11 protein-coding genes and 1 pseudogene are annotated in these 23,367 nt (G+C 68.8%); 8 read left to right on the plus strand and 4 right to left on the minus strand.

What is annotated here, in order from left to right; translation table 11 throughout:
- Positions 1 to 14: 14 nt before the first annotated feature.
- The 4 genes and pseudogenes from WKC72_RS11905 (at position 15) to WKC72_RS11920 (ending at position 16,824) form a co-directional block, all read left to right on the plus strand.
- Positions 15 to 4,445: a condensation domain-containing protein gene (locus WKC72_RS11905; RefSeq protein WP_370184339.1), complete on the plus strand. Its 4,431-nt coding sequence runs from the start codon at positions 15 to 17 to the stop codon at positions 4,443 to 4,445.
- The gene (locus tag WKC72_RS11910; protein ID WP_370182703.1) at positions 4,442 to 5,302 is read left to right on the plus strand and encodes a 3-hydroxyacyl-CoA dehydrogenase family protein; all 861 of its coding nucleotides are present in this window, start codon (positions 4,442 to 4,444) and stop codon (positions 5,300 to 5,302) included. Before WKC72_RS11905 ends, WKC72_RS11910 begins: the two co-directional genes overlap by 4 nt.
- Positions 5,289 to 11,717 (plus strand): annotated as a pseudogene (locus tag WKC72_RS11915) (amino acid adenylation domain-containing protein); the annotation flags it as partial. The gene WKC72_RS11910 and the pseudogene WKC72_RS11915, both read left to right, overlap by 14 nt.
- Positions 11,718 to 11,847: 130 nt before the next feature.
- A complete protein-coding gene (locus WKC72_RS11920) occupies positions 11,848 to 16,824 on the plus strand; it encodes an amino acid adenylation domain-containing protein (RefSeq protein ID WP_370184341.1) in 4,977 nt (1,658 codons plus the stop codon).
- Here WKC72_RS11920 and WKC72_RS11925 read toward each other — a convergent pair.
- A complete protein-coding gene (locus WKC72_RS11925) occupies positions 16,780 to 17,739 on the minus strand; it encodes an alpha/beta hydrolase family protein (protein WP_268789661.1) in 960 nt (319 codons plus the stop codon). The two genes, WKC72_RS11920 and WKC72_RS11925, sit on opposite strands and share 45 nt — an antisense overlap.
- A 92-nt stretch (positions 17,740 to 17,831) precedes the next feature.
- Here WKC72_RS11925 and WKC72_RS11930 point away from each other — a divergent pair, with 92 nt between their 5' ends.
- The gene (locus tag WKC72_RS11930) at positions 17,832 to 18,173 is read left to right on the plus strand and encodes a YidH family protein (protein ID WP_037240845.1); all 342 of its coding nucleotides are present in this window, start codon (positions 17,832 to 17,834) and stop codon (positions 18,171 to 18,173) included.
- Positions 18,174 to 18,228: 55 nt separating this feature from the next.
- On the plus strand, positions 18,229 to 19,236 hold the full coding sequence (gene fgd, locus WKC72_RS11935; RefSeq protein WP_370182705.1) for a glucose-6-phosphate dehydrogenase (coenzyme-F420): 1,008 nt from the start codon (positions 18,229 to 18,231) through the stop codon (positions 19,234 to 19,236).
- A 69-nt stretch (positions 19,237 to 19,305) separates the two neighbouring features.
- Here the strand turns inward: fgd and WKC72_RS11940 are convergent, their stop codons facing one another.
- A complete protein-coding gene (locus tag WKC72_RS11940; RefSeq protein ID WP_128641500.1) occupies positions 19,306 to 20,220 on the minus strand; it encodes a diiron oxygenase in 915 nt (304 codons plus the stop codon).
- 254 nt (positions 20,221 to 20,474) lie between these two features.
- On the opposite strand from WKC72_RS11940, the gene WKC72_RS11945 reads away from it, so the two are divergent.
- On the plus strand, positions 20,475 to 20,741 hold the full coding sequence (locus WKC72_RS11945) for a hypothetical protein (protein ID WP_112300919.1): 267 nt from the start codon (positions 20,475 to 20,477) through the stop codon (positions 20,739 to 20,741).
- Between the two features lies 1 nt (position 20,742).
- On the opposite strand, the gene WKC72_RS11950 is transcribed toward WKC72_RS11945, so the two are convergent.
- The gene (locus WKC72_RS11950) at positions 20,743 to 21,405 is read right to left on the minus strand and encodes a CatB-related O-acetyltransferase (protein ID WP_370182707.1); all 663 of its coding nucleotides are present in this window, start codon (positions 21,403 to 21,405) and stop codon (positions 20,743 to 20,745) included.
- A gap of 144 nt (positions 21,406 to 21,549) precedes the next feature.
- On the opposite strand from WKC72_RS11950, the gene WKC72_RS11955 reads away from it, so the two are divergent.
- Positions 21,550 to 22,824, plus strand: coding sequence for a DUF222 domain-containing protein (locus WKC72_RS11955; RefSeq protein WP_370182709.1), 1,275 nt, complete (start codon positions 21,550 to 21,552; stop codon positions 22,822 to 22,824).
- Positions 22,825 to 22,832: 8 nt separating this feature from the next.
- On the opposite strand, the gene WKC72_RS11960 is transcribed toward WKC72_RS11955, so the two are convergent.
- Positions 22,833 to 23,342 (minus strand): nitroreductase/quinone reductase family protein, encoded by a 510-nt coding sequence (locus WKC72_RS11960; protein WP_112300916.1) that lies wholly within the window; start codon positions 23,340 to 23,342, stop codon positions 22,833 to 22,835.
- Between the last annotated feature and the right edge of the window lie 25 nt (positions 23,343 to 23,367).

Consider the following 23,367-nt stretch of genomic DNA (forward strand, 5'->3'; position numbering starts at 1 on the left):
AGCCGGGAGGAGGCATTACCATGCGACATCCCACGCCGGGCGACGACGACATCGCCGTGGTCGGCATCGCCGCGCGCTACCCCGAGGCCGCGAACCTGGCGGAGTTCCGCGCCAACCTCGCGGCGGGCCGGGATTCGGTACGTCCGCTGTCGCGGTCACGGGCGAAGGAGACCGGGCTGGGACCTCCCTCCCACTACCACGCGATGGGTTTCGTCGAGGACATCTCCACGTTCGACTACGCCTTCTTCACCCTGTCGAAACGGGAAGCGTCGCTGATCGACCCGCAGCAGCGTCTGGCACTCGTCCTCGCGTATCAGGCGGTCGAGGACGCCGGCTACTCGGTGGCGGAGTTCCGTGACAGCGCGACGGCAGTGGTGTTCAGCGCCGCCACCTCGACGTATCCGGCGATGTGGGCGGAACCGGGAGTGCTGAGCACCCTGGGCAACGTTCCGTTCGCCGTACCGGCCCGGATCGCGTACCAGCTCGGCCTCACCGGACCCTGCTATGCCGTCGATTCGGGGTGCAACGGGTCGCTCATCGCGGTGCACCACGCCTGCCGGGAGCTGCGGTCGGGTGACGCCGACTTCGCCCTCGCGGGCGGAGTCAGTCTCCGGGTGAACGGCCTCCGCGCGGACATGGCCGAAGGATCCGCGGAACTGATGTCACCCGGCGGGCGCTGCCGCGCGTTCGACGCGGACGCGGACGGCACCGCGGTCGGGGAGGGCGGGGCGGCGCTCCTCCTCACCACGATGGCCCGCGCCCGCGCCGACCGCGTCCCGGTCCACGCCGTGATCCGTGGCACCGCAACGGTGTCCAGCGGGCATTCGTCCGCGACGATCAGCTCCCCGAGCGCCCGGGCGCAGGTGGCCGTCATCTCCCGGGCCTGGCAGAAGGCGGGCCTCACCCCGGACGATGCCGGGTACCTCGAGGCCCACGGATCGGGAACCCCACTGGGCGACGCGGTCGAACTCGAAGGGATCACGACCGCGTTCCGGGGCCGTCCCGGCGTACTGCCGATCGGTTCGGTGAAGACCAACATCGGTCACCTCGACCACGCCGCCGGGGTGTCCGGCCTCGTGAAGGCGATCCTGGCCGTCGAGCACGGCGAGTTGTACCCGTCGCTGCACTTCGAACGACCCACCGGTGGAGTCGACCTCGCGGACAACGGAATCGAGGTGGTCACCGAGGCCCGGACGTGGAGCGACGAGACCGGACCCCGGCGGGCGGGGGTGAGTTCGTTCAGCCTCGGCGGCATCAACGCACACTGCGTGGTGGAACAGCCGCCGGAGCGTGCCGCCGGATCCCGCGCCAGCACTACGACTCGATTGGTCGGGGTGTCGGCGAAGAGCGTGGGCGCCCTCGCCACGCTGTGTGCCGAACTGGCGACTGCCATCCGCGGGCACGACCTCGACGATGTGGTCTTCACCCTCAATCGCGGCCGCCCGCACCACGACCACCGGGTGGCGGTGCGCGCGCGCAGCATTGCCGAACTCGCGCAGTCGCTCGCTGCCCGCGCCGCCGAACTCGACGCCCGCGGCGAGGACTCCGCACCGCTCACCCGGCAACGCCCCGCCGTGGCGTTGCTGCTGTCGCCCGATCGGATGCCGCCCGCACTGCGCGGCCGCACCCTGCCGTCGGAGCTTCCCGCCACCGGCGCCGAGGCGGACCTCCTCGCCGGCCAGATCGCCGTCCACCGCGAACTCCGGGCCGCGGGAGTCACCGTCGACGCCGTCCTCAGCGGCGGCGTGTCCCGGTACGCGGCCCGGTATCTGCGGGACACGATGTCGGCGGTGGAGGCTGCTGACATCGCCGCCGCGGCCGTGGACCCCTCGATCGACACCGACCGGCTCGTCGCGGTCGCGAAGGCAATGCACGCGGACGGACCCGTCGTCTTCGTGGAGCCGAGCCCGGAGGGACGCCTCGGCGCGCTGCTCGCCGACGCTCTCCGCGACACGCCGGACGCCGAAATACTCCGCGCGCCGGACACGTCCGACGCGGTCACACACCTCCTCGCCGGGCTGTACGAGCGGGGAATCGACCTCGACTGGGCGGCCGTCGACCGCGGTGACGACTCCGCCTGGCGAGTGCGACTTCCCGGCCATCCGATGCGCGGCTCGCGGTGCTGGTTCGACCTCCCGGGCCAACCCGACTGGGCCGACGCGCCGGACAATCCCTCGGCGGAACCGAGCACCCGAGCGGTGACGGCCGCGCCGGAAGACAGCCTCGACTGGTTGCAGACGACACTGCGCGAGTTGCTCCACAGCGAGAGGGACGTCGGCGCCGACGACGACTATTTCGACCTCGGCGGAAACTCGCTCATCGGCATGCAACTCGTCGACCGGGTGTCGGACCGGTACGGGGTCCGGCCCAAACTCATCGACCTCTACGAGCGGCCGAAGGTCGCAGACTTCGCCGCACTCCTCGCGGACGGCACGTCCGCGTCCGGTGGGCTACCCCCGATCGTGCCGCGGGGGCGGCACGTGATGTCGTTCGGTCAGGTACGCATGTGGTTCCATCATCAACTCGACGCCGTCACGACCATCTACAACCTCCCGATGGTCAGCGAATTGCACGGGCCGATCGACGAATCCGCCGTCCGGGGAATGTGGGACGACCTCGCCGCGCGGCATCGGGTGCTGCTGTCCAACTACGTCGAGGTCGACGGGGAGCCGGAACTGCGGATCCGCGAATCCCTCGGCGACTTCTTCCGCACCGCCGACGTGTCGGGCGAACCGGATCCGGTGGCCGCGGCCCGGGCCCTCGTCCACGAGGCCGCCGTGGCACCGTTCGACCTGGCCACCGACCCGCTTGTGCGGGCACTGCTCATCAGGATCGGCCCCGACGAGCACGTCCTGCAGGTCACCACCCACCATTCCGTCAACGACGGGGGTTCGCCGAGGATCTTCGAACAGGAACTGCCCGCCCTGTACGCGGCACGCCGAGCCGGTCGCCGCGCCGACCTCGCCCCGCTCCCCGTCGAGTACTGGGACTACGCCCTGTGGCAGCGGGAACTGATCGCGAGTGCCGCGCTCGACTCCGAACTCGAATACTGGAGAACCGTTCTGGAGGATGTGCCGGTGCTCCGGCTGCCCACCGACCACCCGCGCCCGGAACGGAAGAACTTCACCGGCGCGTTCCACACGTTCACCGTCTCCGAGGACCTGACACGGAGCCTGCGGGCCGTGGCGCGGAGGGAGTCCGTGTCGCTGTTCGTGGTGCTGCTCTCCGCGTTCTACCTCCTCATGGCGAGCCGCAGCCGCCAGCGCGACCTCGTGGTCGGGACACCGACGACCGGGCGTAACCGGCCGGAACTGTCCGGCATGATCGGGTACTTCAACAGCACGGTGGCACTGCGCGCCGACCTGTCCGGGGACCCGAGCATCACCGAGCTGTGCGCCCGCGTGCGTGATGTCGTGCTGGGCGCCCTCGAGCACCAGGAGATCCCGTTCGACCGCGTCGTCACCGCACTCACCGGCGACCGGGACCTGAGCCGGACACCCCTGTTCGACGTCTGCCACGTCCACCAGGAACTGCCGGCGCTGCAGTCGCAGCAAGGGCTCACGGAGACGCTGTTCGACCAGGAGGACCCCGCGGCCATCGCGTTCGGCGGGGTGCCGTCCGGCACGGCCAAGTTCGATCTCACCCTCGTCACCACGGAGCGGGGCGGCGAGGACGGCATGGCGGCCGGGCTCGAGTTCAGCACGGAACTGTTCACCGAGCGGACTGCCGCCGCGCTGTGCGCCGAGTATGTCCGCCTCCTCGAGGGTGTCGCGGAAGCGCCCCGCACACAACCCATTTCCATGTTCCTGACCGACGCAGCCCCAACGCCGGCGGCGCGACTGGTGGCACCGCCCCTGGTCCCGGCCGACCGGCCCCGGCAGCCCTCGACCGGCGCGGAACCGCCGAGCTACTCGACCGCACGGGTGACGGCGACGCTCGACGGACAGCCGGGTCACCCGGAACTGCTCGCCGCCTGGCTCACGCTCCTCGCCTGGTACACGGCGCAGGACGAGGTGGCGGTGGGCACCGTCGCGGGGCCGGGGAGACCGCCGCGACTCGTCGCCGTGGACCTGTCCGGCGAACCCACCTACCCGGAGCTTGTGGAGACCGTACGCGGGGAGCTCTCCGCGGACCCTCGCGCGGCCGACTCGGCGGTGCAGCACTTCCCGGTGCGCTGCGACGGGGAGCGCGACGGCGGTGACGATCGGGCCGGCCCGTCGCCCGTCGAACTCGGACTGTCGTGGACCCGCGGTCCCACGGCACTCACCCTCGAACTCGACTACGCCACCGACCTCTTCGACCGGAGCACCGCTACCGCGATGCTCACCGACCTCCGGCGGCTGCTCGCCGGACTCGAGGCTCATCCCGACCTGCCCACCCAGGAGGTGGCGATGGAGTACGTGCATCAGGACGACACAGGCTTCTCGACGGAGGCGGCGCGATGAGTGAAGACAGTGCGATGAGCGTCGGTGTGGTGGGGGCGGGGACCATGGGCGCCGGGGTGGCCGAATGTCTCGCGCAGGCCGGCCACGACGTGATCGTCGTCGATCCCGACCCACAGGCTGTCGAGCGGGCCCGGTCTCGGATGCGCGACTCGCTGCGGCTCGCGATACTCCTCGGCCGGGCCGGTGGTCCGAAACCCGCCGAGGTCGCCGCGCGGGTGCACTGGACCGGGCAGATGACCGATCTGCGGGACGCCGCCGTCGTCATCGAATGCGTCCCCGAGCGAATCGATCTCAAGGAGAAGGTCTTCGCCGAACTGGACCGTGTGTGCGCACCCGCCGCGCTACTCGCGTCGTGCACCTCCGGCATCCCCGTCGACCGTCTCGCGGACAGTACGACGAGACCGGAACAGGTGGTCGGACTGCATTTCATGAACCCCGCGCCGCTCAAGGACACCGTCGAGGTGGTGCGGGGGCCGCGGACGTCGCCGCAGTCGCTGGACCGTGCGCTGGCGCTCCTCGCCTCGCTGAACAGGACCGGCATCGTCGTCGGCGACGGTCCCGGATTCCTGCTGAACCGTGTCCTCATGCTGTGTATCGCCGAGGCGGCAACCGCGCTCGGCGACGGTATCGCCGACGCGGACACCACCGACGCGTTGTTCGAAGGTTGCCTCGGCCACCCGATGGGACCACTGCGGACCGCGGACCTGATCGGCCTGGACAACGTCCACGACACGATGACCGCGCTGCGCGAGTTGACCGGCGACGACCACTACCACCCGCCCGAAGCGCTCGTCGCCCTGGTCGAGGCCGGTCATCTCGGACGTAAGACCGGGCGAGGATTCCATGAGTACCGGTGAGGTGCTGCCCCTCACCTACGATCAGCTCGCGGTGCTCCGCGCCGACCTGCCCGATTCCTCCTTCGGACAGTATCTCGAACTCGAAGGGCCGCTCGACGAAGACCGGTTCTGCCGGGCACTGCAGCAGACGCTGGCCGAATGCCACGGCCTGCACACCACTTTCGTGCTCGACGGCCCGGAACCCGGACAGGTCGCCGGCGCCGCGGTGACCGGCCCGGACGTCCTCGACGCCGCCGCGTCCGACGATCCCGGCCGGCTCGTGACGACGTGGATCGACCACGAGCTGAACCGGCCGATGGACCCCGGAACCGGACCGCTGTATGTGCACGTCCTGTTCCGGCTTCCGCGCGGCCGATACGGGTGGTTCCAGCGCTACCACCGCCTGGTGAACGACGAACCGGGCATGACGGCGATCGTCCGCCGCACCGCCGAGACCTACGAGACGGGGGAAGCCGCTCCCACCTCGCCGCCGGAGTCCCGGCCGTTCGTGCCGCCCTCCGTCCCGCTGACCTCCGATGCGCGATACCGCGAGAGCGACTCCTGGGCGGACGATCGCCGCTACTGGGAGCACCTGCTCGCCGGAGCGCCGCGACACGAGACCCCGTCCGGACCGATCGCCGAAGAGGGGAATCCCGGCCCGTTCACCATTCCCGCCGACGGCGCGCTCGTGCGGCTCGCACGGCGCAGTGGTGGTGGTTCCGCCGCCGTCCTGCTCGCGGCGCTGGCGGTGTACCGGCACAGCCGCACCGGTGTCGAGGACGTGCTGGTCGGGCACCGGTCGCACGGGTCCACCACGCCCGTGAGGCTGTCCCTCGCACCGCAACTCACGTTCGACGCGCTGACACGGAACGTGGGATTGCAACTCCGGAGATCCCGGAGACACCGGTTCCTCGCGTCCGCAGATGGTCCGGTGGAATCGTGGCCGGTCGCAGGCGGAATGCGCGAACACCTCGGCGTCGAGCGCATCGGTGAGGGTGCCGTCGCCGTCGTGAAGCGGTGGGACTCCACCGGCGGCGGGGTGTTCGTGGAAGTCGACGACCGAGACGGTTCCTGGACCGTCGACGTGCACGGCCCCGGCGACGCCCAGCGCCTCGCCCACATTCTCGACGCCGCGGTCGCGGCACCGGATACGCCGTTGGCTGGTGTGGATGTGTTGGGTGTGGTGGAGCGTGGGTTGTTGGTGCCGGTGCGGGGTGGGGTGGGTGTGGGGGTGCGGTTGTTGCCGGAGATTGTGGCGGGGGGTGTTGCGGCGAATCGGGGTGGTGTGGCGGTCTCGTGTGGGGGTGTGGAGTTGTCGTATGGGGAGTTGGATGAGTGGTCGAATCGGTGGGCGCGGGTGTTGATCGGGCGGGGTGTGGGTCCGGGGTTGGTGGTGGGGGTGGCGGTGCCGCGGTCGGTGGAGTTGTTGGTGGCGGTGTGGGCGGTGGTGAAGTCGGGGGCGGCGTTTGTGCCGGTGGATCCGGGGTTGCCGGTGGTGCGGGTGCGGGAGTTGTTGGTGGATTCGGGTGCGGTGGTGGGGTTGTCGGTGTCGGGGGTGGTGTTGCCGTCGGTGGTGGAGTGGTTGCGGGTTGATGATGTGGTGGTGGTGGAGGGGGTGTCGGGTGCGGGGGTGTCGGATGGGGATCGGGTGCGGCGGTTGGTGGTGGGGGATGCGGCGTATGTGATGTATACGTCGGGGTCGACGGGGCGGCCGAAGGGGGTGGTGGTGACGCATGGGGGGTTGGCGAATTTGGTTGAGGAGGTGCGGGTTCGGTTCGGGTTGTGGTCGGGGTGTGTGGTGTCGCATGTGGCGTCGCCGAGTTTTGATGCGTCGGTGTACGAGTGGTTGATGGCGTTTTCGGTGGGGGCGCGGTTGGTGGTGGCGCCGCCGGGGGTGTTCGGGGGTGCGGCGTTGGGGGAGTGGTTGTCGGTGGAGGGGGTGACGCATTGTTTTGTGACGCCGTCGGTGTTGGCGACGGTGGAGTCGGGGGGTTTGGGGTCGGTGCGGGTGTTGGTGGTGGCGGGGGAGGTGTGTGGGCCGGAGTTGGTGGCGCGGTGGGCGCCGGGGCGGGAGTTTTTCGATGCGTATGGGCCGACGGAGGTGACGGTGCAGGCGACGGTCAGTGATGCGTTGGTGGCGGGGGGTGTGGTGACGGTGGGTGGTCCGGCGGTGGGTGTGGAGGTGGTGGTGCTGGATGGGTGGTTGCGTCCGGTGCCGGTGGGTGTGGTGGGGGAGTTGTATGTGGGGGGTGCGGGGTTGGCGCGGGGGTATCTGGGGCGGGCGGGGTTGACGGCGGGGTCGTTTGTGGCGAATCCGTTTGGGGTGGTGGGGTCGCGGTTGTATCGGACGGGGGATTTGGTGCGGTGGGATGGGTTGGGGTCGTTGGTGTTTGTGGGGCGTGCTGATTTTCAGGTGAAGGTGCGGGGTCAGCGGGTGGAGTTGGGGGAGGTGGAGTCGGTGTTGGTGTCGTGTCCGGGGGTGGGGGCGGCTGTGGTGGTGGTGGGTGAGGGTGGTCGGTTGGTGGGGTATGTGGTGCCGGAGGTGGGGGTGCGGGTGGATCCGGGTGTGGTGGTGGAGTTTGCGGGGTCGGTGTTGCCGGGGGGTGTGGTGCCGTCGGTGGTGGTGGTGTTGGGGGAGTTGCCGGTGACGGCGAGTGGGAAGGTGGATCGTGCCGCACTCCCCGCACCGGACGTGGCGCGCGGACCACATCGCGCGCCGCGGACAGCGACGGAAGAAACGCTGGCGTCGGTGTTCGCCGAAGTGCTCGGCGTCGACCAGGTCGGCTTGGACGAGTCGTTCTTCGCGCTGGGCGGCGACAGCATTCTGTCGATCCGGCTCGTATCCCGTGCCAAGGCACGAGGTCTCGTGTTCACGCCACAGCAGGTGTTCGAGCACCGGACGGTGGCCGCGCTGGCCGCGGAGTCGGAGATCACGGATGGTGAGACCACGGTTGCGCTCGCCGAACTCGCGGGCGGCGGAATCGGCACGTTCCCGCCCACGCCGGTGGTCCGGTACCTGATCGAGCGCGGCGGACACTTCGAGCGGTTCAGCCAGAGCGTGCTGCTCGACCTCCCGGGCGGCATCGACTCGGACCGGCTCCTCGAGACCATCACCGCGGTGCTCGCACGACACGACATGCTGCGGTCGCGGCTCTATCAGGGCGCGAACGGGCAGTGGCAGATGGAGACTCGTGCCGCGACAGAGATCGACACCGACGCATTGGTCCGGCGGATCGCCTTCGACCCGGCGACCGATCCCGGCACGGTGGCAGACCTGATCGCCGCCGAGCACCAAGCGGCCGTGAACAGATTGCGGCCGTCCGACGGGGTGGTCGTCCAGTTCGTGTGGCTCGACCCGGAGCCTGCCGCCACGCCCCCGGCCCGGGCAGGCCGATTGATCGTGGTGGCCCACCACCTCGCGGTCGACGGGGTGTCGTGGCGGATTCTGCTGCCCGACTTCGCAACTGCCTGGTCCCAGATCAGCACGGGGGTCGCGCCGGACCTCCCGGAACCGGCGACGTCGATGCGCCGCTGGGCGCACGCGCTGGCCGAGGAAGCTGCCCGCAGCGAGCGAGCCGCAGAGCTGGTGTGGTGGCAAGACGTCGTCGAAGGACCGGATCCTCCGATCACCGACCGCCCCCTCGATCCGGGGCTGGACCTCGCGACCGCGCTGCAGGACGTGAGTGTCGAGACGTCCCGCGACGACACGTCCGCTCTGCTCACACGCCTGCCGGAGCTGTATCACGGGGGCGTCCTCGACGTCCTGCTGACGGCGCTGGTGGTGGCGTCGTCGAGGTGGCGAGCGGAGCGGGGAATACCGGGAACGTCGACTCTGATCCGGTTGGAAGGCCACGGCCGGGAGCAACAGGTGGTGCCCGGTGCCGACCTGTCCCGCACCGTCGGCTGGTTCACGACGGTCTTCCCCGTCCGCGTCGATCTCCGGGGCATCGACCTCGACAACGCGCTGGCCGGCGGCCACGACATGGGCAGCGCCGTGAAACGCGTGAAAGAACAACTCAGGGCAGTGCCCGACATGGGCATCGGCTACGGTCTGCTCCGGTACCTGAATCCGGACACCGCAGGCAGCCTGCCGAGAACGGAACCGGGGCAGATCAGCTTCAACTATCTCGGTCAGGTGCCGGATTCGGCGGACGGCAACTCCGCGGTCGGCTGGAGTCCCGCCGACGGGTTCGGCGACCTGCGGTACGTCCCGGACCCCGACATGCCGGCGTCTGCCGCCGTCGAGGTCAACGCGATCGTGACCGGCGGACGACTCCGGGTCGGGTTCGGTTTCCCGGACACCCTGCTCGCGCACGCCGACGTGGAGCGGCTGGCAGCACGATGGCGGGAAGCGTTGTTCGCCTTGGTGTCCCACGCTCGCGGTGGGGACGCAGGCGGACTCACACCGTCGGACGTTCCGCTCGTCGACGTCACCCAGAGCGACCTCGACACATGGGAGCGGCGCTTCGGTGCGCTCACCGACGTGTGGCCGCCCGCACCATTGCAGGCCGGGTTGCTGTTCCACGCGCTGCTGGCGAGACCGTCGATCGACGCATACACGGTGCAGGTGGAACTGCACCTGAAAGGCGCCGTCGACCCGGACCGGATGCGCCGCGCCGCACACGCATTGCTGGAGCGGCACGCGAATCTGCGGGTGGCGTTCGTTCCCGCCCGAGACGGAACATTCGTCCAGGTGGTTCCCGCGGCGGTCGACGTCCCGTTCCGCGAGATCGACCTCACGGATCTACCCGAGGCCGAGCGCACCGCCGAACTGGACCGGGTCCTCACCGCCGACCGCGCCGAGCCGTTCGACACGTCCCGGGCCCCTCTGGTGCGGTTCCTGCTCGTGACGACCGGCAGCCGCGAATCGCGGCTCGTGTGGACCAATCATCACACCCTTCTCGACGGATGGTCGATGCCGCCGGCGATCCGCGAGCTGCTCGCGCTCTATGTGGCCGGAGACGAGGACGTGTCGGCGCTGCCACGCCCCCGGCCCTACCGAGACTTCCTGTCGTGGCTGCATCGCCGAGACCCGGCGGACTCGCGAGCGGCGTGGGCGACCGCGCTCGCCGGCGTCGACGGTCCGACGCTGCTCGTGCCCGACGCACAGGGACGGCCGCTGTCGGCTCCTCCCGAGAGTGCCCGGTTCACCGTGTCCGAGGAACTGACCGCCGACCTCACGACACTCGCGCGCACCCGCGACACGACACTGAACACGGTGACGCAGGTGGCGTGGGGCATCGTGCTCGGCGCAGCAACCTCCCGCCACGACGTGACGTTCGGGAGCACCGTGTCCGGCCGGTCGCCGCACCTGTCCGGTGTCGAATCGATGATCGGGTTGTTCGTCAACACCGTGCCCACCCGCATCACTCTGAACCCCCGGGAAACGCTGGGCCGGCTGCTCGACCGGACACAAGCGGAACAGGCAGCCCTCCTCGACCACCATCACCTCGGGCTCGCCGACATCCAGCGAGCAGCCGGCCCCGACATCGGTTTCGACACGGCGACCGTCTTCGAGTCGTACCCGATCGATCGGGGAGGCCTGACCGAGGACACCGACCTCGCCGGGATCCGGGTGGTCGACGTGCGTGGCGTCGACGCCACGCATTATCCGCTGAGCGTCGCCTTCTCGGTGGACACGCAGCTGCGCATGACGTTTCACTACCGACCCGACCTGGTAGACCGGGCCACCGTCGACGCGATCGCAGGCCGGGTGACCCGGGTGCTCGAGGTGATGGCCTCCGATCCGGATACGCCGTTGGCCGGTGTGGATGTGTTGGGTGTGGTGGAGCGTGGGTTGTTGGTGCCGGTGCGGGGTGGGGTGGGTGTGGGGGTGCGGTTGTTGCCGGAGATTGTGGCGGGGGGTGTTGCGGCGAATCGGGGTGGTGTGGCGGTCTCGTGTGGGGGTGTGGAGTTGTCGTATGGGGAGTTGGATGAGTGGTCGAATCGGTGGGCGCGGGTGTTGATCGGGCGGGGTGTGGGTCCGGGGTTGGTGGTGGGGGTGGCGGTGCCGCGGTCGGTGGAGTTGTTGGTGGCGGTGTGGGCGGTGGTGAAGTCGGGGGCGGCGTTTGTGCCGGTGGATCCGGGGTTGCCGGTGGTGCGGGTGCGGGAGTTGTTGGTGGATTCGGGTGCGGTGGTGGGGTTGTCGGTGTCGGGGGTGGTGTTGCCGTCGGTGGTGGAGTGGTTGCGGGTTGATGATGTGGTGGTGGTGGAGGGGGTGTCGGGTGCGGGGGTGTCGGATGGGGATCGGGTGCGGCGGTTGGTGGTGGGGGATGCGGCGTATGTGATGTATACGTCGGGGTCGACGGGGCGGCCGAAGGGGGTGGTGGTGACGCATGGGGGGTTGGCGAATTTGGTTGAGGAGGTGCGGGTTCGGTTCGGGTTGTGGTCGGGGTGTGTGGTGTCGCATGTGGCGTCGCCGAGTTTTGATGCGTCGGTGTACGAGTGGTTGATGGCGTTTTCGGTGGGGGCGCGGTTGGTGGTGGCGCCGCCGGGGGTGTTCGGGGGTGCGGCGTTGGGAGTGGTTGTCGGTGGAGGGGGTGACGCATTGTTTTGTGACGCCGTCGGTGTTGGCGACGGTGGAGTCGGGGGGTTTGGGGTCGGTGCGGGTGTTGGTGGTGGCGGGGGAGGTGTGTGGGCCGGAGTTGGTGGCGCGGTGGGCGCCGGGGCGGGAGTTTTTCGATGCGTATGGGCCGACGGAGGTGACGGTGCAGGCGACGGTCAGTGATGCGTTGGTGGCGGGGGGTGTGGTGACGGTGGGTGGTCCGGCGGTGGGTGTGGAGGTGGTGGTGCTGGATGGGTGGTTGCGTCCGGTGCCGGTGGGTGTGGTGGGGGAGTTGTATGTGGGGGGTGCGGGGTTGGCGCGGGGGTATCTGGGGCGGGCGGGGTTGACGGCGGGGTCGTTTGTGGCGAATCCGTTTGGGGTGGTGGGGTCGCGGTTGTATCGGACGGGGGATTTGGTGCGGTGGGATGGGTTGGGGTCGTTGGTGTTTGTGGGGCGTGCTGATTTTCAGGTGAAGGTGCGGGGTCAGCGGGTGGAGTTGGGGGAGGTGGAGTCGGTGTTGGTGTCGTGTCCGGGGGTGGGGGCGGCTGTGGTGGTGGTGGGTGAGGGTGGTCGGTTGGTGGGGTATGTGGTGCCGGAGGTGGGGGTGCGGGTGGATCCGGGTGTGGTGGTGGAGTTTGCGGGGTCGGTGTTGCCGGGGGGTGTGGTGCCGTCGGTGGTGGTGGTGTTGGGGGAGTTGCCGGTGACGGCGAGTGGGAAGGTGGATCGTGCCGCACTCCCCGCACCGGACGCTCCGGTGCGTCGATTCCGGGCTCCGGCCACCCCGTTCGAGGCCGTCGTCGCCGAGGTGTACGGCGACGTCCTCGGTGTCGATCGCATCGGTGCCGACGACGACTTCTTCCGGTTGGGCGGAGATTCGCTGTCGGCCACCCGGGTCGTCGCACGGGTCGATGCCGCTCTCGGCGTCGACGTCGGCGTACACGCCCTGTTCGAGGCGCCCACCGTGGCCGGGTTCGCGGAGCGCGCGGCGAAAGCAGGTGTGCTGACACATCGGCCGGAGTTGCGGGCAGCGCCGCGCCCCGAGCGTATTCCCCTGTCCCTGGCCCAGACCCGCATGTGGTTCCTCAACCAGTTCGACACCTCGTCGCCCGCCTACAACATCGCCATGGCGTTCCGGCTCACCGGCGCACTCGACCTCGGTGCGCTGCGGGCTGCGGTGTCCGATGTGGTGGAGCGTCACGAATCGCTGCGCACCCGATTCCCGATGGCCGGCGAAGAACCGGTGCAGGTGATCCTCTCGGCCGCTGATTCGGTGCCGGACCTGCCCGTCACGTCCGTGTCGAGCGAAGCGGAGTTGCGGGAACGGCTGTCGGCGGCGGTCGCGGAGGGGTTCGACGTCACAGCGCAGATCCCGGTGCGGGCAGCCGTGTTCGAGACCTCCGACACCGACCGCGTGCTGCTGGTGGTGGTCCACCACATCGTCGCGGACGGCGTGTCGATGGTCCCGCTCGCGCGCGACATGATGGTGGCATACACCGCGCGGGCGGCGGGGCACGCCCCGGAGTGGCGCCCGCCGACGGTCCAGTACGCCGATTTCACGCTCTGGCAGCGCCAACTCCTCGGGTCGGAAGACGATCCGCAGTCGATGGTGTCGCAGCAACTGGACTACTGGCGCACCACGCTGGCCGGTCTCCCCGCCGCCCTGGACCTGCCCGCCGACCGCCCGCGGTCGATGCAACGCACGCCCGACGGGAGCAGGGTCGGATTCGAGATCGACGCCGGTCTGCACCGCCGGCTGCTGGCGACGGCGTCCACGCACCAGTCGACCGTGTTCATGGTCGCGCACGCCGCCCTGGCCGCGTTCCTCGCGAGGATGTCCGGTACCGAGGACATCGCCGTCGGCACCCCGGTCGCCGGTCGCGGCGAGGCCGCCCTCGACGACGTCGTCGGGATGTTCGTCAACACCGTGGTGCTGCGGACCGTCGTCGCCGACGCGAGCCGGTTCTCCGAACTGCTCGAGCAGGTGCGCGACGTCGATCTCGGTGCGTACGCCCACGCGGAGGTGCCGTTCGAGAAGGTCGTGGAAGCGCTGGATCCGCCCCGCTCGACGGCACATTCACCGCTGTTCCAGGTGCTGCTCGAGTTCCAGAACGTGGAGCGCCCCGACCTCTCGCTGCCCGGCGTCGAGGTGGGCGGTATCGATCTCGGTGCGACGATCGCCAGGTTCGACCTGCAGCTGACGTTGTCCGAGGAGTACACGGACGACGGAACACCGGCAGGCATCACGGCCGGTTTCACCTACGCCACCGACCTTTTCGACGCCGAAACCGTCGCAGGCCTGGCCGACCGGTTCGTCCGGATGCTCGACACCGCCGTCACCGACCCGTCGATCAGGGTCGGCGACCTCGAGATCCTCGACGCCCTCGAACGGGACGAACTCGTGCCCATGCGCGGCTTTCCCGCGGCCGCGGAGCGCACACTCCCGGACGTCCTCACCGCGGGCGCCGCGCTCGCACCGGGGGCGACCGCAGTGTCGTGCGAAGGCGTCACCGTGTCGTACCGGGAACTCGACGAGCGGTCGAACCGACTGGCCAGGGCTCTGATCCGTCGGGGTGCCGGCCCGGACGCATTCGTCGCGATCGGCGTGCCGCGATCGATCGAATGGGTGCTGTCGGTGTGGGCGGTCGCGAAATCGGGGGCGGCGTACGTGCCGGTCGATCCCGCCCTGCCGCCCGCGCGCACCGGCGGCATGCTCGAGGATTCGGGTGCGGTGCTCGGGTTGACGGCGACGGCGCACCGTGACCGGCTACCGGGAGTGGTCCCGTGGTTGTTGCTCGACGATCCCGCGGTGGCGAGCGAATACTCCGGCGACGCGGTGACCGACGCCGACCGGCTGCGTCCGCTGAGAGTCGACCACGCCGCGTTCCTGCTCTATACGTCGGGATCGACGGGAACACCGAAGGGGGTCGTGCTCACGCACGGCGGACTCGCGAATCTCGCAGTCGAGGAACGGGAACGGTTCGCATCCATGCACGGTGCGCGGGTGTCGCATCTGGCGTCACCGAGCTTCGACGCGTCGTTGTTCGAACTGCTGATGGCGTTCGCCGTCGGCGCGACACTGGTCGTCGTGCCACCGACGGTCCTCGGGGGGCGGGAACTGGCCGAACTCCTCACCAGCGAACACGTCTCGCACGCATTCTTCACACCCACGATCCTGGACACCCTCCGCCCCGAGGACGTTCCGTCCCTGCGGATTCTCGCCGTCGCGGGCGAGCGGTTCCCACCCGAACTGGCCGACCGCTGGACCCCGGGACGATTCGTCTTCAACGGATACGGACCCACCGAGGCGACGGTGCAGACCACGGTCAGCGAGGTGCTCTCGCCCGACGAACCGGTGAACGTCGGAGGCCCGGGGCGGGGCGTCGACGTGATCGTGGTGAACGCGTGGTTGCAGCCCGTTCCGGTGGGCGTGATCGGGGAACTGTACGTCGCCGGGCCGGGCCTGGCGCGCGGCTACCACCGGCGGTCCGCGCTGACGGCGGCGTCCTTCGTGGCGAACCCGTTCGGCGAACCCGGCTCCCGCATGTACCGGACCGGCGACCTCGTCCGGTGGAGTGAGATCGGCAGGCTGGAGTATGTGGGACGCAACGACTTCCAGGTGAAGATCCGTGGCCAGCGGGTGGAACTCGGCGAGATCGAGTCGGTGCTGGCCCGCTGCGACGGCGTCGGCCGCGCGGCGGTCACCGTGCACAGCGGCACCGGCGACCGGCTGGTGGGATACGTGACGGCCGAAGCCGGTGCGAGCATCGACACCGCCGAGGTACTCCGGTACGCCGGATCCCACCTCGCGCCCTACATGGTGCCCGCCCAGCTGGTGGTGCTCGACCGGCTGCCCGTCGGCCGCACCGGCAAGCTGGACCGGCGAGCGCTACCCGCACCGATTCTCGCGCCACGAGAGTTCCGGGCGCCCGCCACCGCAATCGAGGAGGCGGTGGCGGAAGTCTTCGCCGACATCCTGGGAATCGACCGCGTCGGGGCCGACGACGACTTCTTCGAGCTGGGCGGGAACTCTCTCGTCGCGACCCGGGTGGCGTCCGCGCTCCGCGACCGGCTCGGCACCGACGTCGTCCTGCAGTGGATCTTCCGCAACCCCACCCCGGAAGGCCTGGCTCGCCGCATCGTCGACCCGTCGGTGCTCGGAAGCATGCCGGCCGACGACGTGCTGAACGTCGTCGTGCCGTTCCGGGCGTCCGGCGCACAACCCGCGCTGTTCTGCGTGCACCCGGCAGGCGGACTCGCGCTGGGATACGCCGGACTGATGAAGTACGTCTCGCCCGACCGTCCGGTGTACGGACTGCAACTGCCGATCCTCAGCGGCGGAACGACGTTCGAGTCGATGGCGCAACTCGCCCACCGCTACGTCGTCGAGATGCGTGCGGTGCAGCCCCAGGGTCCCTACCACCTGCTGGGCTGGTCCCTCGGCGGTGTCATCGCCCAGGCCATAGCCGTCGAACTCCGTGAGTCCGGCGCCGAGGTCGGCACCCTCGCGATGATGGACAGCTACGTCGCGGAGGGCGAAAACTTCGGTGACCTCGAGGTGAACGCCGAGGAGTGGCTGCACGGGCTGGGTGTCGAGTTCGAGGGCGAGGGCGACACCGGCACGTCATACCGCGAGCAATTGGTCGAGATGCTCGGACGGTCCTTCGGCCGCGACCCCGCGTTCGCGTCGACCCTCCTCGGACGCATCAGCACCGGCCTGGAGAACTCGAAGCAGATCTCCACCGGATACAGGCCGCGGGTGTTCGACGGCGACCTGCTGTTCTTCAGCGCCGGGCAGTCCGCCGCCGGGGAGGAAGGCGAACGGCCGTCGCCGAGCGTCTGGCAGCCCGCGGTCACCGGCGTGATCGTCGAGCACAAGGTGGAGTGTGACCACCTGCGGATGACCACACCGGAAGCCCTCGCGGTCATCGGGCCGATCCTGGAGCGGTCTCTGGCGTCACGCCCCGATCGCACCGCCGATGACGGGCCAGGACTCCCGTAACTCGGTCTCGAACAGCCCCCACGAATGCGTGCCCTGCGAGAGATACGTGAACGTGGCGGGAATCCCCAGCGAGTGCAGCCGCGACTGGAACGCGGCCGCACACGCGTTGGTCACCATCTCGACGACGCTGCCGCCGATCGTCTGGGGCACCACCAGCACGGGGTCGTGGTTGTCGATGCTGCCGGGAAGTCCGTTGCCGCTCGAGACGAACACTTCTGTGCCGCGCAGACGTTCGGCATTCAGCATCGGGTCGTGCACCCGCCACCGCGGGTCCACGGCAGAGCCCCACATGTTGGCCGCATTGCCGCCGCCCCGCAATTCCACCATCGACCGCACCATCGCCTGACCTAGCAGCCCACTCGTCGCGGCACACCCGCTGTACGAGCCGACGGCACGATAGAAACCCGGAGCCTGAATGGCGAGATCGAGTACCGCGCCGCCCGCCATCGACACCCCGCCGATCGCGTTCGCCCCGGTGGTCGCGAACCGGCCGTCGATGGCTGCGGGGAGTTCGCTCGTCAGGTAGGTCTGCCACTTGTTCCGGCCGAGGACCGGATCGTCGGCATCCCAGTCGGTGTACATGCTGTACTGGCCGCCGATCGGCATTACCACGTTGACGTGCTTGTCGGCGAAGAAGTCCCGCACACCGGTGTTGTTGAACCAGGAGATCCCGTCCGACCCGCCGCCGATCCCGGTGAGCAGGTAGAAGGTGGGCGCCGAACCGCCCGATGCGGGAGAGATGACGTCGTTGGCCACCCACCGGCCCATCGACTCCGAATACACGTCCACCCTGGCGATGCGGGGCTCCGCCGACGCCGCCGGCGGACCGAGCACCGCCCACCCGGATACGACCAGCAGCATCACCGCCAGTACACGCAGAGAGAACGCGGATCGCAGAGCTTCGAACGGTCGCATGGACGCCCCCTGGCTGTGGCCTGCCCTTCCAATCTAGGACTGCGGGGTACCTGCTTGGTGCGGTTCCAGCGAACCGGTGTAAAGATGATTCGGTGACCGACAACGACCGGCCCGACGAGCGTTTCACCCTCGCAAGCGAGCGGACGTTCCTCGCCTGGATGCGAAGTTCGCTCGCACTTCTGGCCGGTGGCATCGCGATGATCCACCTGGTCCCCGAATTCAGCACCGGGTGGGTGCGGACGACCCTCGGCCTGATCCTGATCGGTCTCGCCGCAGCCGCGGCCCTCGTCGGCATGCGGCGGTGGTCGCAGGTCGAGAAGGCCCTGCGCGACGGATCACCGATGCCGCCGCCCCACGAGTTGTGGCTGTTCGCGGTGACACTGACGGTGGTGGCACTGGGAGCGGCGCTCGCCAGCCTGGTGGCCGCGCTCTAACCTGCAGAAGAGGTTTGCATCTCGCGAACCGGACGTGAAGACGAAGGAGTACACGGTGGCCCACGAACTCAAGCTCGGTTACAAGGCGTCCGCGGAGCAGTTCGGTCCGCGGGAGTTGGTGGAGCTGGGTGTTCTGGCGGAGGCACACGGTATGGATTCGGCGACGGTGTCGGATCATTTCCAGCCGTGGCGGCACGAGGGTGGTCATGCGCCGTTCTCGTTGGCGTGGATGACGGCGGTCGGGGAGCGCACGTCACGGTTGCAGTTGGGGACGTCGGTGATGACGCCGACGTTCCGGTACAACCCGGCGGTGGTGGCGCAGGCGTTCGCGACGATGGGGTGTCTGTACCCGGGGCGGATCATGCTCGGGGTGGGCACCGGGGAGGCGCTCAACGAGATCGCGACAGGCTTCGCGGGGGAATGGCCGGAGTTCAAGGAGCGGTTCGCGCGGCTGCGGGAGGCGGTCCGGTTGATGCGCGAACTGTGGCTCGGCGACCGGGTCGATTTCGAGGGGGAGTACTTCACCACGAAGGGGGCGTCGATCTACGACGTGCCCGAGGGAGGGATTCCGGTGTACATCGCCGCCGGTGGTCCGGTGGTGGCCCGGTACGCCGGTCGTAGCGGTGACGGGTTCATCTGCACGTCCGGTAAGGGCATGGAGCTGTACACGGAGAAGTTGATGCCTGCCGTCGCGGAGGGGGCGGAGAAGGCGGACCGTGATGTGGCGGAGATCGACAAGATGATCGAGATCAAGATTTCGTACGACACGGATCCCGAGTTGGCGCTGGAGAACACGAGGTTCTGGGCGCCGTTGTCGTTGACGCCGGAGCAGAAGCACTCGATCGACGATCCGATCGAGATGGAGAAGGCAGCCGATGCGTTGCCGATCGAGCAGGTGGCGAAGCGGTGGATCGTGGCGTCGGATCCGGATGAGGCGGTGGCGCAGATCCGCCCGTATCTCGATGCGGGGTTGAACCACCTGGTGTTCCACGCTCCCGGCCACGATCAGAAGCGGTTCCTGGAACTCTTCGAGCGGGATCTCGCGCCGCGGTTGCGGGGGTAGGCGGCTTCGCCGCCCGTGCGTGGTTAACGAGTGCAGTGACTCGTCAACCACTCACGGGCGCGGAGCGCCTCAGAGCATGTTCACGCGCTTGTAGAGATGGCGGGACGGACCGCCGAGCAGATCGGCATCGTCCAGGAACCGCATGAGCGGCTGCGAACTCTCACGGATCTTCTCGGCCCGGAACCGGTTGTTCTTCGCCTCGCGCAACGCGCGTTCGGTGTCCAGCCCGGCTGCCGCGTAGACGGCGGGATTGATCATGCTGGAGACGATCAGGTTCGACGCGATCGCGATGCACGCGCGGCTCGCCGCACGGTGTGCCTTGCTCATGCCCTGAGCCCGTCGCAGCGTCTCCTCCCGGGCGAAGCGCATGTGCCGCGCTTCTTCGACCACGTGAATCTTGCTGGTGACGCGGACGATCGGCTGGACGCGTGTGTCCTTCATCCAGTCGCGCTGCATGACGTCGAGGATCTCCTCGGCGACGAGAATGCCGGCGTACGCGACCTCTCCCGAGGCGAGCGCCTTGAACCCGCGACCCAGCGTCACCACCGACTTGCGCGGAACGTAGGAGGGGCACCCGAACTTCTCGGCGGTGCGCGCGAACATCACCGAATGCCTGCACTCGTCGGCCACCTCGGTCAGCGCGAACTGGAAATGGGCCTGCGACGCGTCCGTGGCGTACATGTCCCGGATGACCATCTGCTGGAGGATCATCTCGAACCAGATTCCGGTGCCCATGATCGAGGACACCTCGTGCTTCGTCAGCGTGATCTGCTGTTCGAACGTCATCTCGTCCCACATCGGCGTGCCGTACAGCGTGGACCACTCGGGTGTGAGGCCGTACAGGTCGTCGGGGACGGGCGCGTCCCAGTCGACCTCGACAGTCGGGTCGTACGACATGCGTGCGGAGGACTGGAGAAGCCGGGCGCCGGTGTCCTGGCGATCCGTGATCTTCGGATTGCGGATAGCGAGCGTCGAGCGTGCCATGAAATCCTCCATGTCAGTGTGTCCAGCAGTTACACCTAATCATGTCGAAGAAGATCCTTGACGTCAATGCCTCTGGTGTACAAACAGTGGACAAAGAATGGGTAGGTCCTCGGGCGTCAAGGCCTCGGTGATGATCCCCACAACTCCGACTCGCGGCTTGCTCAAAATTTGCCGATCGTCTGTAGTGAGTTCTCGGCAGCGGGCCCGGATGATCCCTTGCCCTGGCATCACCCTGCAGAAAGCGGAATGAACCCATGTCTGATCAGAAGAGTGCCGCACAGCCCCACAGCCACGACGTCGTCGTCGGCGCCCGCGTTCGGGTCCGTCGCGACTCCGACGCTCCCGCACCCGGTGTCGTGATCGAGGATTTCGCGGACCTGTCGCAGTCGGAGGGACTCCTCGGGCGTGATTGGGCGCCCGTGCACCGCTGGGCCGTAGCTCTCGACGACGGACGCCTCGTGTTCGCCGACGACGGCGAACTCGACCTCGACACCGACGCACCGCAGGCGGCGCTCGGCTGATTCAGCCGAGTCCGTCGGCGACATCCTGGAGTTGCTCGACAGTACCTGCGGCGATGGTCCGCACATGTTCGGTGACGACCGAAATCGGCCAGTCCCACCACGCGATCCGCACCAGCGCGGCGATCTCGGATTCCGAGTAGCGGTATTTGATGTGGACGGCCGGATTCCCACCCACGACGGCATAGTCCGGCACGTCCCGCGTCACCACCGAACCGGTCGACACGATCGCGCCGTGCCCGATACGCACCCCGGGCATGATCGTCGCGTTGCCTCCGATCCACACGTCGCTGCCGACGACGGTGTCGCCGCGCGACGGTAGATCGGCGAGCAGATCGGAATGCTGGGCCCACGACCCTCCCATGATCGGAAACGGGAAGGTCGACACTCCGCTCATCCGATGATTCGCGCCGTTCATGATGAACGTCGTCCCGGTCGCGAATGCGCAGAACTTGCCGATGATCAGCCGGTCCGGCCCGTAATGGTGCAGAACATTGCGCGTTTCGAACTCGTCCGCGAATTCGGGGTCGTCGTAGTAGCTGTACTCCCCGACGTCGATCAGCGGGTTCTCGATCAGCGGTTTGAGCAGGACCACCCGAGGCTGACCCGAAACGGGGTGCAGGGTCATCGGATCCGGTGCGGCATTCGTGGGCAATTGTGTCTCCATTCCCTCGGGCGCAGGTGTGCGCGATCTCTTGTATAGCGCCGTACGGCGCTGCGCTGCACGCGCTTTACGAGGGCCGACTATTGCCATTGTTCAGGGGCTGTTGCTAGAGTCGAACGTGTATTCGAACCTTGGGGGAGGTTGGTCGTGGGGGATGTGATTGCGCCGGATCTGGCCGAGTTGCGTGTGTTCGCGGCACGGCTGCGAGAGGTTTCCGCCGACGGGGATGCGGGGTTGGGGATCGAGTGGCTCGATGCGATCGAGTCGTTGAAGTCGGTCGGGTGTGCGGTGCAGGCGGTGATCACCGATGGTGTCGCGGCGAGTATTCGTGCGGACCGCAGGGCTCGGGGGTTGCCGCGGGCGGACTGGGGCCGCGGGATTGCGTCGCAGATTGCGTTGGCGCGCAGGGAATCCCCGAACCGCGGCGGTCGGCATCTCGATTTCGCGCAGGCCCTGGTGCACGAGATGCCCCACACCCTGGCCCTGTTGCGGTCGGGCCGGTTGAACGAATGGCGCGCCACCCTGTTGGTGCGCGAGACGGCGTGCCTGTCGGCCGCGGATCGGGGAAACGTGGACCGCCGGTTGTGCTCGGACCCGGCCACTCTCGACGGGGTCGGCGACCGCGGGCTGATCGCGCAGGCGAAAGCGTTGGCGGTGGAACTCGACGCCGCGGCGGTCGTGCGCCGGCACCGTAAGGCGGTGTCCGAGCGTCGGGTCACGACCCGTCCGGCGCCGGATTCCATGGCCTACCTGAGCGTGCTGATGCCGGTCGAGCAGGCGGTGTGTTTGCAGGCCACGCTCGGCCGGGATGCGGACAGCCTGATCGCCACAGGAAACAGCGGCGGTCGTACCCGCAGTCAGTTGATGGTGGACCTGTTGTTCGAGCGCGGCACCGGAGCGTCAGTGGCGTCGGGGGTGCCGGTGGCGGTGAACCTGGTGCTCTCCGACGAGACCTTGCTTGCCGGCGGGCACGAGGCCGCGCAGTTGCAGGGGTTCGGGCCGGTGCCGGCCGGAATCGCCCGGCAACTCGTGGCGGACGCCCTTGATGGTGACGTGGAGACGTCGGTGCGGCGGGTGTATTCGTGCCCGCAGTCGGGGGCGTTGACGGCGATGGAATCGCAGTCGCGCACGTTCCCGAAGAGTCTGAGACAGCTGATCGACCTGCGGGACCGGACGTGTCGTACGCCGTGGTGTGATGCGCCGATCCGGCACCACGACCACATCCGCTCCCGCCGAGAATCCGGTGCCACGACGGCAGACAACGGGTCCGGGCTGTGCGAGGCCTGCAACTACGCGAAGGAAGGCGACGGATGGACCGCCCGCCCGGTGCACAACCCCGGCGGCACCCACCTCATCGACGTGGGCACCCCGACCGGGCACCACTACCGCTCGGCCGCGCCGCCGCTCCCGGGCGCGGCATGACGGTCGGGTCACGCGGCGGTGAGAGCGAATACCCGCATCGTGCGGTTCGTTCGGTGCTCGTAGACGCCGTAGACGCGCACCATCTCGTCGAATTCGCGATAGATCCGCGTCCGCTCCGGTTCGGTGAGGAGGGTCGCGGTGACGGGGATGTCCTTCCCGCCGATCGTGACCTTCGCATTCGGCTCGGCGAGGAGGTTTCCCGACCACGCCGGGTGGTGATCCTGCCCGAAGTTGCTGCCCACGACGAAGATCTGCTCTCCCTCGCGGTAGTACAGGAGCGGGCTCGTCCGCGGCGCTCCCGATTTACGACCCGTCGTCGTCAGCAGGACAACCGGTGCGGCGATCGGACCGAGGATCGTGAAGCGTCCCCTGCTCTTCTGGAGGAGCCGGCGGTCGACTCCGGCGAGATTCCGGATCACCCACGATCCAGGTCGAGTGGCGGCAAATTTCGCGGCGGGCTCGCGGAGGAAGCTGTTCTCGCTGCCCCACCGGACATCAGGGAAGGGTGATTCGGCCATAGGTCATCTGACCGCCCGGCGGGTG

Origin of the sequence: Rhodococcus wratislaviensis (genome assembly GCF_041228765.1) — a bacterium.
Taxonomy (GTDB): Bacteria; Actinomycetota; Actinomycetes; order Mycobacteriales; family Mycobacteriaceae; genus Rhodococcus_F; species Rhodococcus_F wratislaviensis.

Excerpts from the sequence above, each read along its gene's own strand:
- WKC72_RS11910 (WP_370182703.1), top strand. The coding sequence starts at position 4,442 with ATGAGTGAAGACAGTGCGATGAGCGTCGGTGTGGTGGGGGCGGGGACC.
- WKC72_RS11925 (WP_268789661.1), bottom strand. The coding sequence starts at position 17,739 with ATGCGACCGTTCGAAGCTCTGCGATCCGCGTTCTCTCTGCGTGTACTG.
- WKC72_RS11940 (WP_128641500.1), bottom strand. The coding sequence starts at position 20,220 with ATGGCACGCTCGACGCTCGCTATCCGCAATCCGAAGATCACGGATCGC.
- WKC72_RS11945 (WP_112300919.1), top strand. The coding sequence starts at position 20,475 with ATGTCTGATCAGAAGAGTGCCGCACAGCCCCACAGCCACGACGTCGTC.
- WKC72_RS11950 (WP_370182707.1), bottom strand. The coding sequence starts at position 21,405 with ATGGAGACACAATTGCCCACGAATGCCGCACCGGATCCGATGACCCTG.
- WKC72_RS11960 (WP_112300916.1), bottom strand. The coding sequence starts at position 23,342 with ATGGCCGAATCACCCTTCCCTGATGTCCGGTGGGGCAGCGAGAACAGC.